Genomic DNA, 8319 nt, shown 5'->3' on the forward strand with positions numbered 1-8319 from the left:
GTCACCGGTTTGCACACCTGCCCATCATGTTCCGGGAATCCAATTGACCAGATTCTTCGGGACGATCAGTCCGGAGGCCCTTTGCCGGTATCCGGACGGATTCCTGCCGGTCAGCAGTTTCATGGCGAGGTTGCCCTGCCGCCGCATGCACGTCTCACAGTGCGGATACAGTACCTGAGGCGTTCCGGGCAGGACGAGTGACGTGATCGGCTGGTGGTCCGGCGTCCAGTGTCCCGAAGCTCTCGGGCTCGTGGCTCCGCAGGAATGGCAGCCCAGGCGATCCCCGATGTCCTGAATGCGGGCGACTTCGTCCGCGTTCATCTCGCCGAATTCGGAAACGTCCACCGATTCCGATGCGTGCGGTCCCGGGAAAAGGAGTTCGCATTGCTGGGGCTTGCTGTTGTGCGTGAGGACCGGACGCGAACCCACCAGCACGTAGAACGTGTGCAGCTCCGCGACCGTCAGGTTGTGGACCGTCGCCCGCGCAACGGTCCAGCGCTTGACCGCGGTGATCTGCACCCGCGTGCCCGCGCTGGTCCTCAGCCACTCACCCGACGCCAGATCGGTGGCGCGCAGCCAGACGCCGAGCTCCGGCACCCAGAAGGGGTGGCCGTCGGTCGCGGTGACCGAGGCGGTCCGGGAACCCTTTTTCCCGTCGATGTCGACGGTGATCCTGACGAGGTGCTTGAGCCCCACGCCCTTGATCTCGGCCGTCACCTTCTCGGGCTTGGTTTTTCCGGTCTCCGGATCGGTGGCCAGGACCTTGTCACCGATTTTCACGTCCTTGATGGCTTTGACCGAGCCGTCGGCCATCAACACCTTGGTGTTCGGAGTGAAACTGTTTTTCGTGGAGCACGAGGCGGCCAGACTCTCCAGGCGGTCCGCTTCCTTCCGGCTCTTGCGCCACTCCTTGAAGTCCGACAGCAGCTTCTTGCCCAGCCCCCAGATCCGCTTGCCCAGGGCCTCCGCCTTGGCCCACTTCCACGGGGCCGCGTACTTTCGCGCGAGTTTGGCCAGGGGGCCGCCGCCCAGGAAGGAGCCGACCACGTTCAGGGCGGTGCTGCCGCAGGCGGCCAGGTTGCCCGTGGTGAAGCAGTCGAGGGCGTCGGTGATGCCCAGTTCGTCGGCGGCGATCTTGCCGAGTTCCTTGGCGATGGCGATCGCCCGCTGCTTGGCGGAGTCCTCCTTGGCCCGGGCCTGGTCCGCCTTGGCCTGCGCCGGCGTGTACGTCGACGTGTTGCCGTTCGAGTCCCCGCTGCTGGTGCTGCTCTTGCCGCCCGGCGGGTTGAACGGGGTCTTGGCCGTGTTCTGGCCGTACCCGTCGCAGATGTCCTTCGGGCACAGGCCCGTCGGGTCGCTCAAGGTGACCGGGTTGTTGTTGGCGTACGCGTACCCGTTGATCTGCTGCGGGTCCGTGTAGTCGACCACCGGGTCCGCCGAGATGAAGCGGCCCGTGTCCGCGTCGTACTCGCGGGCGCCGAGGGTCGTCAGCCCCGTCGACTTCTGGACCGTACCGCCGACGAAGCCCTTGTCGTTGACCCAGCCCGACGAAGAGGTCGAGGAGGACGTCGACGAGTCGCGCTCGTTGCCGAACGCGTCCATGCGGCGCCGGGTCGTCGAACCCGTCTTCGCGTCGACCGCCAGCTGCGCCGTGCCCTGCGCGTCCGAGGCCAGGAAGTGGACGCCGTCCGCCTCCCGCATCGCGACCGTGGTGCCGGCGAAGGTGTAGTACCGGGTCGCGGTCACCTTGGCCGTGGACTTGTCGTAGTGCAGTTCCGTGCCGGGCAGGTAGAACGTCTTCTCGGTGGGGGTGTCCCGCAGGATCCGGGAGCCCGACGCGTCGTACTTGTACGTCGTCACCGAGTTGTCGGCGTTCGTGACCGTGGTCAGCTCGCCCTGCTTGTCCCAGGCCAGCGACTGGGTGTCACCGTCCAGGACCCGGCTGGTGGTGTTGCCGGAGGCGTCGTAGGTGTAGGAGTCCTGCGAGGTGACGGCCGGCGTGGTGCTCGTCGCCGTCGTCTGCTCCGTCACCGACGACACCGTGTGCGGGCCGGAGGCCGCGCCGCCCGGGCCGGAACCGGTCTCGCCGTACTTGTACGTACGGCTCGACGTGGCCGCCCCGTTGAGCCCGTGCCGGACCTCGCTGGTGCGGTTGCCGAGGGAGTCGTAGCCGTAGTCGGTCCAGTACGGGGAGACCCCGCCGACCGTCGACGCCGACGCGCCCGACGCGCAGGCCGCGTCCGTGCTGCCCGTGCCCTTGGCGTCGTTGGACGTCGTCGAGGACGTCCAGGCCGAGGAGAGGCGGGCGAGGCCGTCGTAGGTGAAGCACTGGACGTCGCTCGTGCCGCCCGTGGGCGTGTCCGCGATGGACAGGACGTCACCGGCGGCGTCGTACGTGTAGTTCGCGTCGTACGCCACGCTGGAAGCGCCCTCGACGTCCACCCGCGAGGTGGTCAGCCGGTCGGTGCCCGCCTCGTAGGTGTTGGTGATCCACGTCTTCTTCGCCGACGACTCACCCGTGTACAGCTCCAGCTGCTCCAGGTTCGAGGTCGGGGAGTACGACGCGTCCGTGACGTAACTCAGGCCTCCGATGGAGGAGTTGACGCCGACCGGGCGCTGCAGGCCGTCGTAGGCGTAGGTGACCGACTCGGCGGACAGGTCACCGGCCGCCGGCAGACCCTGGCCCTGGACCGTGCCGTCCCGGTTGTACTGGGTGGTGAACTCGTACGTGCCGCCCAGCTGCGGCTCGGCCGTCTTGGACAGGTAGTACTTCGTCGAGATCGGCTGGTAGTCGTTGTTCGGGTCGAGGGTCGGGTACGTCACCGACGAGTAGACCGCGCCGTCCTTGTAGGTGTAGACGCCGTACAACTCGCCCTTGTAGACCGTGTCGTACTTGCTGACCGACAGCTTGGTGCCGGTGGTCGCCTCGCCCTGCCAGGTCGAGGCCACGCGGCCCAGCTCGTCGTAGACGGTGGAGGTCTTGTCGCCGTTCACCGTGACGGACGTCTGGCGGTCCAGCGCGTCGTACGTGTACGAGGACGAGCCCGTGTCGGGGTCGACGGCCGTCTTCTTCCGGCCCAACTGGTCATACGTGTACGACCACTTGTCGCCCTTGTCGTCCGTCACGGAGGTCAGCAGACCGGCCGCGTTGTAGCCGTAGGACGTGGTGACCGCGTTGCCGCCCGCCGGGTACTGGATCTGGGCCGTGGTGTTGTCCCGGGCGTCCTTGACCGCCGTCGTCTTGACGCCGCCCTGCGGCGGGGTGGTCGTGACCCGGTCGCCGCCGTACGCGTACGTCGTGCGGTACTTCTCGGTGCCCTGCACCTTGAAGACCGTCGCCGTGGTGCGGCCCGCGCCGTCGTACTCGGTGACCGTCTGCGCGTCGAGGTCGGCGTTGACCGGCTCGAACAGCGTCGAGGACGGGGCGCCGGAGGCGTAGTAGGTGTCGTTGACCTGCCGCACCCGGCCCGAGCCGTCGTACAGCGTGTCGGCGACCATCCGCCCGCCGTCGTCGCCCTCGGTCTGGTCCTGCCGGGGCCGCAACCAGCCGTCGTACAGCGACCATTCACTGCCGTACGAGGTGCCGTCGTTCTGGATCTTCTCCGTGTGCACGGCGGTCGGGCCGTCGCTGCCGCGGATCAGGTACGTGTACTTGATGGACGGGGTGAAGCTGTTCGCCTTGGGCCGGTCCGGCAGCCACACCGAGACCAGGCGGCCGAGGCCGTCGTAGGCGAGGTCGGTGCGCAGGCCGTTCTGGTCGACCTTGGCGGTCGGCACACCCCACGCCGGGGCGTACTCCGTGGAGGTCGTCCAGCCGTCGATGTTGGTGACCACCGCCTTGGTGGCCAGGCCGTAGGTGTCCGTGTAGACCGTGGAGGAGGTGTACTGCGTCGCGGACGACGCCGTCTCCGCGTCCTTCACCACCTTCGGGCGGCCGTAGTCGTCGTACGTCGTCACGGCGGTGGTCTGGTACGTCGCCGTCGTGCCGTCGTGCGCCGACAGCCGCTTGGTCATGGTGATGTCGCCCTTGGTGGGGGCGGCACCCAGCGTCGACGAACCGTCGTAGTAGGTCAGGTCGTCGGAGATGACGTCCTTGGAGCGGTCGGGTGTCGACGCGCAGTCCACGCCGACCTTCTCCACCCGCGCAACCAGCGAGTAGATGTGCGCGCTCGCGCTGTCCGCGTACTCGGTGCGGGTGCACTGGTTGTCGGCGACGCCGACCTCGCCGTCGTCGTCGACCGTGACCTCGCGGCCGGTCGAGGAGTCGTACGTGGTCGTGGACTTGGTGTGCCGCCAGCCGCCCACCGCGAGCGCGGTGTAGGTGTCGGTGGAGCCGGTGTCCACGTAACGCGCCTTGTACGTCGCCCAGTCGTGGGTCTCCGTCGCCGTCACCGCGGTCCACGGCACCGTCACCGACTTCTCGGTGACCGTGTCCCCGTCGTAGGTGAGCGTCTCCAGCTCCTGGCCGGCCTTCCAGTCGGAGTCGGTGTAGGAGACGCCGTTGGAGTCGGTGACCGTCGCCGAGCGGGTGGTGCCGCTCTTGTCCACGTCGCCGTCGAGACCGCGGAAGAAGACGTGCTCGGTACGGGTGTTGGAGGCGGAGTTGGTGCCGTCGGAGGTGACGACCCGCACCCGGCCGTAGCCGCGCCAGTCGCCCCACGTGCGGTACTCGGACTTGGTGATGCCGTCGGCCGGCGTCTTCCGCCAGCCCGCGTCGCCCAGGTAGGTGTACGAGGTGATCTGGTCGGCGTTGTCACCGGTCAGGTCGGTCTGGACGACGGAGGCGACCACGTACTTGTGGAACCAGTCCGTGATCGGGTCGACGACGCCCGGCGGGTTCCACTTCACCGGGAAGCAGCGCTTGGTGGAGGAGTCCTCCGCCGGGAGGCTGCCGGTGGCGCACTGGTTGTCGGCGTAGTTGACGCTGAGCGCGCCGCCCGACTCGTTCTCCACGCCCGACAGCCGGAAGCGGTAGAACGGCGCCAGGTTGTCGCCCGACTCGTCGACCCGGTTGGGCAGTTGGGTGCCGTACAGCTTCACGGACGGGACCGAGACGTCGGTGCCGACCTTGCCCGTGTGGTCGATCTTGCTCAGCCACAGCGACTTGGAGGCGTCGCCGTTGTCGGTGAAGACGTGGGTCAGGCTCCACTCGTCGACCGGCGTGTAGGTCGCGTCACCGGTGCGGATCTGCGTGGTGATCTTCGTGAGCTTCTTGCGGGTCCAGAACGTCGGCGAGTTCTGGCCCGGGCACTTGCTGTCCGCCTTGCAGTTCTGGTCCCACGGCACGTCCGGCCAGTCGGCGGCCGTGGAGTCGGTGAGCGCGCCGGCGGAGCAGTCCGTCAGGGAGCCCACGCAGCGCTCGGCGGTGGTGAAGACGACCTGGGCGGCGGGCTTGGTGGTGTACACCGAGCCGTCGCGCTGGCCGTAGTCGATGCGCTTGAGGTAGCCGCCGCGGATGTACGGCTTGCCGTTCTCCGCGGTCTTCAGGCCCTGCGTGTAGTAGTTGGTCTCCGTGCCGTAGAAGTACGACATGGCGTCGCCGTGCGCGTCGACGACGTAGTCCAGGTTCCAGCGCCAGGCCTGCGTGCAGTAGGCGTCGGCGAACGTGGAGTTGTAGCAGGGCTCCCCGGAGTCGTCGCCGTAGACCGGCACGGTCCAGGTGGAGTTGGTCTCCTCGTTGCCGCTCGTGTAGCCCGGCAGCCGGTCCAGACCGAAGTAGTACTGGGTGCCGTCGGACGTGGTGATCTTCCAGTACTCACCGTTGTTGTCGCCGTTGGTGGCGCCGGTCAGGTGCTCGACCTTGGCGTTGTCGTCGGAGCTGACCCGCCACTGACCGGTGGTGTCGTCCTTGACGAGCCGGCCCGAGGTGCCGCCGGTCAGCGAGAGCGTGGCGTTGTCGAACGCCCAGCACTCGTCGCCGTTGGTGTCGTCGTGGCCGTCGTCGGCGCACCCCTTGTAGCTGCGCTCGATGTAGCCGGGGTCGTAGGAGAAGCCCTGGCCGATCCACGAGCCCTGGTTGTTGGTGGTGGCCGTCTGGCCGTCGATGGACTGGGAGTTGTACGCCAGCGCGACGGTCGGCTGCAGACTGCCCGGCACCGGCGGCACGTTCATCGGGTAGTTCCAGGTGAACGCGCCCGACGAGGTGTCCACGCCCCACTGCGAGGACTGCGCGAGGCTGGTCGCCTTGTAGTCGCCGCCGTCGCCGCTGCTGCCGGAGGTGGCCGCCACGACGGTGGCCGACGAGGTGGTGGAGTCGGCCTGGAGGAGCTGGGTGGAGGGGCCGGAGGTGTCGGCGGCCGCGGTCACGGTCGCGGTCAGCGTCCGCCGGGCCTGGTCGTTCACCGACTTCAGGTACGTCGGTGTCGAACAGCCCTTCTTCTGCGGTGTGGTGAGCACACAGGCCGGATAGGTGGCCAGCCGCAGCCGGGAGCTGTAGGCACCGCCGTAGGCGTCGGCGAAGTCCGCGTAGTCCAGGGTGACCTGGGCGGGACCGGCGCTGGTCGCGCCGTCCGTGCGGGCGACGGTGAACAGCACGCCGTCGACGCCGGCGGCCTGCGCTGCCTGGTGGCCGAGGACCTCCAGCCGGACGGAGCCGGCGCCCTTCCTGCCGCCGGCCGCCTTCGCGGTCAGCGGCAGGCCCGCGGCCCTGACCGCCTTGCCGGTGAGGGCGACCTCGGCGCTGCCCGCCTTGGGCCAGTGGGCCTTGGCGGTCTTCCTCACCGCGGCCTTCCTGGCCTGGTCGGTCTTCTTGTACGTCTTCGCGGTGGCGTTCTTCCCGCGCACCGGGTCGTCGAGGTTCGTCTGCGTCTTGGGCCGGGTCAGGCCGCTGTCGGAGGCGCTGGCCGTGGGGGCGTACTGCGGGAGCAGCCCTATGGACAACGCCAGTCCGAGGACCACCGCTGCCCGTCTGCGACCGCTTCTCCAGGCCGGTCGCGCCGACCGGAACCAGGGAGGCGAGGACATCAACTCTCCTAGGGATGGGGTTGGTTGGCACGGCACGCACGCATGCCGAGACGGGCGGGCGGCACAGTGGCCGCCCGCCCGGGTACGGGAGGGGTTACGCCGAGGTCTCGTCGATGCTGGCGCCGCCCGGCAGGACCGCGACGGCCGCCACCAGCGACGCGTCCAGCGGACCCTGGTACATGCGGACCTCGTCGAGGGCGCCGGAGAAGTACTCGCTCGACGCCGTCCCGGTCAGCGTGCGGCCGACCTGGAGGCTGGTCGTGCTGAAGTCCCAGGTGTTGTCCCAGGAGGCGTCGACGGCGGCGACGCCGTTGACGTACAGCAGCACATCGCCGAACACGGCGTTGTAGACGAGCGCGAGATGGTCACCGGCGGCCGCGGAACTCGGCGCGTCACCGTTGTCCAGCACGGTGGTGGTCACCGGCGCCGACGAGTCCGAGTCGGTCACCACCAGCTGCCAACGGGCCTGGGCCGCCACGTACTTGACCTTGATCGCGGTGCCGTTGGCGCCGGACAGCGACAGCACGGTCTCGTCCGTCGTCGGGTTCGCCGAGGCCAGGCGGGCCCGCGCGGTCACCGTGAAGCTGTCCTGCGCGGTCAGCGGTCCGGCGACGCCACGGGTGGCGTAGGCGTCCGTGCCGTTGAGGACGAGGTGCCCGTCACCCCACAGCGGGGCGGCCGGGGGCGAGCAGTCCGGGTCGGCCTCGGGGTCGCAGGAGTCGTCCGGTACGTAGATGGAGGCGCCGCCGCCCAGGGTCAGTCCGGTGCCGCCCCCCGTCTCGGGGGAGACGCCGCTGGTGGCCTGGTCGAGCTGCCAGTAGGCGAGCTGGTGCGGCTGGATGCCGCCGAGCTCCTGGCCCTCGGTGGGCGGGATGACCCGGTCGTGGATCTTGACGTCGGCGACGCTGCCCTTGAGGTTGTTGACGTAGCCGTCGAGGTCGATCCGGCGGCCGATCTGGATGGCCCCGGTGGCGCTCCAGGTGGTGTGCCGGGCCTGCACGTCGTCGGCGACGAGCACCCCGTTGACGTAGAGCATCATCTTGCCGAGCTCGGCGTCGTACACCCCGATCAGGTGCGTCCAGCTGCCCGGGACGGCCGCCGCGCCGGAGACCTTCCAGGTGCCCAGCGACTCCATGTCGCTGACCGGGATGCGGAAGGTCCAGGAGGCGGAGTCGACGTCGTAGCCGAGCTCGAAGCCGGGCTGGGCGGAGCCGTCCTGGCTGACGACCGTCATGCTCTGGGTGGGCAGCGTCGGCAGCATCACCCAGGCGCTCACCGAGAAGGTCTTGCCGGTGTCGACGGTGGCCGAGCCGGAGTCGAGGTAGGCGTTGCCGGTGCCGTCGAAGGAGGCGGCGG

General features: G+C 69.1%; 2 protein-coding genes. Both read right to left on the reverse strand.

What is annotated here, in order from left to right:
• Positions 1-24 precede the first annotated feature (24 nt).
• Complete coding sequence (locus ACYF6T_RS34310; protein WP_461701409.1) at positions 25-6897, reverse strand: RHS repeat-associated core domain-containing protein; 6873 nt, start codon at positions 6895-6897, stop codon at positions 25-27.
• Positions 6898-7057: 160 nt separating this feature from the next.
• Positions 7058-8319: LamG domain-containing protein (locus ACYF6T_RS34315; RefSeq protein WP_461701410.1), on the reverse strand; the 1262-nt coding region annotated here is incomplete at its 5' end.

The sequence above is a fragment of the Streptomyces sp. 7R007 genome (assembly GCF_054850255.1).